This is a genomic window from Bacillus sp. ILBB4 (assembly GCF_035064545.1).
Taxonomy (GTDB): Bacteria; Bacillota; Bacilli; order Bacillales; family Bacillaceae_H; genus Priestia.
In genome coordinates, this window is sequence record NZ_JAIQVD010000032.1 from 1 (window position 1) to 2,775 (window position 2,775).

Here is a 2,775-nt window from a genome sequence, read left to right on the forward strand (position 1 = left end):
CACCACTGGCCCTACTGGTGGATCATTTACTGGCAGAATCGTAATCGTGATGGTAGAAACTGCCGTTCCTCCCTGGCTGTCACTTACTATTACACTGAAGTTATCTACCCCATTGTAATTTTCATTTGGCGTATACGTGTAGGTGCCGTCTGGATTCACGACTACCGCTCCATTCGTAGGAGGCGCTGATAAAGCATAGATCAAGGAATCTCCATCAATATCACTTGCTGCTACTAGGCTATTTAATACTGTATCTTCATTTATTGTAAAGGTATAGCTTGGGACAACTGGTGGATCATTTACTGGTACAACGGCAATAAATACATCTGTAACGATAAAGCTGCCAGATGGATCACTAATGAGTACACTGAACGAATCGCTTCCTGTATAATTCGGATTTGGTGTATACGTAAAAGTACCATCGGCGTTGACTACTGCTGTTCCATTTCTAGGTGGATCTTGTAAAGTAAAGCTTAAGGAATCACCATCTGGATCAAACGCTGGCGTTTGCCCCGCAACCGTTGTATCTTCATTAGTGGTCACGGTAACGATATCAGGACCAATTGGTGGATCATTCACAGGGATAACTGTAATGGTGATGGTAGAAACAGCCGTTCCTCCCTGACCGTCACTTACGAGAACTGTGAATTGGTCAGTTCCATTAAAATTTGCATTAGGAGTATAAGTGTACATCCCGTCTAATCCTACGTTTACCGTTCCATTTGCTGGACTATTCTGTAACGAATAGACAAGCTGACTATTGTCAACATCCGTCGCAATTACCATAGAGGTTACGGCTGTATCTTCATTGGTGGTCAACTGATAATTTGGAACAATTGGAGGATCGTTTGTAGGAAGAACTGTAACAACAACTGATGAAGTAGCATTTCCTCCCAAGTTATCAGTTATATATACCACGAAGGCATCTGAACCGTAAAAGTTCGCATTCGGTGTATACGTAAATACGCCTGTATTAGGATCGATTGTTACTATTCCATTAATAGGTGCATTTTCAATAGTATAAATAAGTGGGTTCCCACTTACATTAGTAGCGATCACTTGATTCGTTACTGGCGTATCTTCATTCGTAGAGATTTGCAAATCTTGTGTAGTCGTTGATCCATTTGTTTGTAGTACCGTCACAAATATATTTGACAGTGCGGTAGCTCCTTCTAGATCTGTTATTAATATAGTAAATTGATCGTTACCTATAAAGCCGGTATTAGGTGAATAGGTGAAGGTACCATCTTGACTTATAATAGCACTGCCATTGGCTGGACTTTGCTGAAGAGTATAGGTTAGTGTAATATTATCCGGGTCTGAAGCAGGTATGCTACTTGTAACAGGAAGATTAATAGTCGTTGTAACAGCCCTATCTCCCCCTACCGGCGGATCGTTTACGGGAACAATCGTTAAGGTTACAGTAGAAAGGGAAGTTCCTCCTTGACCGTCTGAGACTAACACACCGAAAGTATCCATTCCGTTATAATTCAGGTTTGGTGTGTAGGTAAATACGCCATCTGCCCCTAATACAACACTTCCATTTGCTGGAGGAGGATTCAGTAAAGTAAATGTCAAAGGATCTCCATCCGGATCGAACGCTGGAATTTGATTTGTGAGAGTTGTATCTTCATTAATTGTAAATGCTAAATCAGCAGTAATTGGTGGATCATTTAAAGGTAGAACATTGATACTAACAGTGGAAACGGCTGTTCCTCCCTGGCCGTCTAAGACTAATACGGTAAATTGGTCCGTTCCATTAAAGTTTGCATTCGGTTGATAGCTGAACGTTCCATCTGGATTGACAACTGCTACCCCATTCGTTGGAGGATTTTGAAGTTGATAACTAAAAGGGGTTCCATCCACGTCGGTGGCAATGATCGCTCCGATCAAGGAACTATCTTCTTGCGTACTAAACGTATAATTGGGCACCGTTGGTGTATCATTGATTGGAGAGATAGTAATTGTAACTGTTGAAACCGCTATGCCTCCTTGACCGTCTGAAACTTGCACTGTAAATAGATCCGTTCCTGTAAAGTTTAAATTTGGTACATAGCTGAATGTTCCATCTGGATTTACTGAGACTACCCCGTGTGTTGGAGAATTTTGTAGAGTAAACGTCAATGAGTCTCCGTCCGGGTCCACCGCAATTATTTGATTGACTAACGTAGTATCTTCGTTAATTGTAAAATTTAAGTTAGATGTAATAGGTGGATCATTTAAAGGTAAAACATTGATACTAACAGTAGAAACGGCTGTTCCTCCCTGGCCGTCTGAGACTAATACGGTAAATTGGTCCGTTCCATTAAAGTTTGCATTCGGTTGATAGCTGAACGTTCCATCTGGATTGACAACTGCTACTCCATTCGTTGGAGGATTTTGAAGCTGATAACTAAGAGGATTTCCATCTACATCTGTTCCTACTATGGCACCTATTACTGGGCTATCTTCTTGTGTGCTGAACGTGTAGTTCGGCACCGTTGGTGCATCATTCACCGGCGTGACAATCACCGTCACCGTGGAAACGGCCGTTCCTCCTTGCCCATCCGATACCAACACCGTAAATCGATCAGTCCCATTAAAATTCGGATTTGGCTGATAGCTAAAGGCTCCATCTACATTTACCACGGCTACTCCGTTGCCAGGCGCAGCTTGCAAACTAAACGTTAATGAATCTCCATCTGGGTCTACCGCCACAATTTGATTGATTAACGTGCTGTCTTCCGCAATGGTAAAGCTGACATTGGACGTAATTGGAGGATCATTTACGGGTAT

General features: G+C 42.1%; 1 protein-coding gene. It reads right to left on the reverse strand.

The features are described from left to right. Nucleotides 1–2,775, reverse strand: a 2,775-nt coding sequence (locus LAV82_RS31130; protein ID WP_499717647.1) for a tandem-95 repeat protein, incomplete at both ends; no start/stop codon positions are given.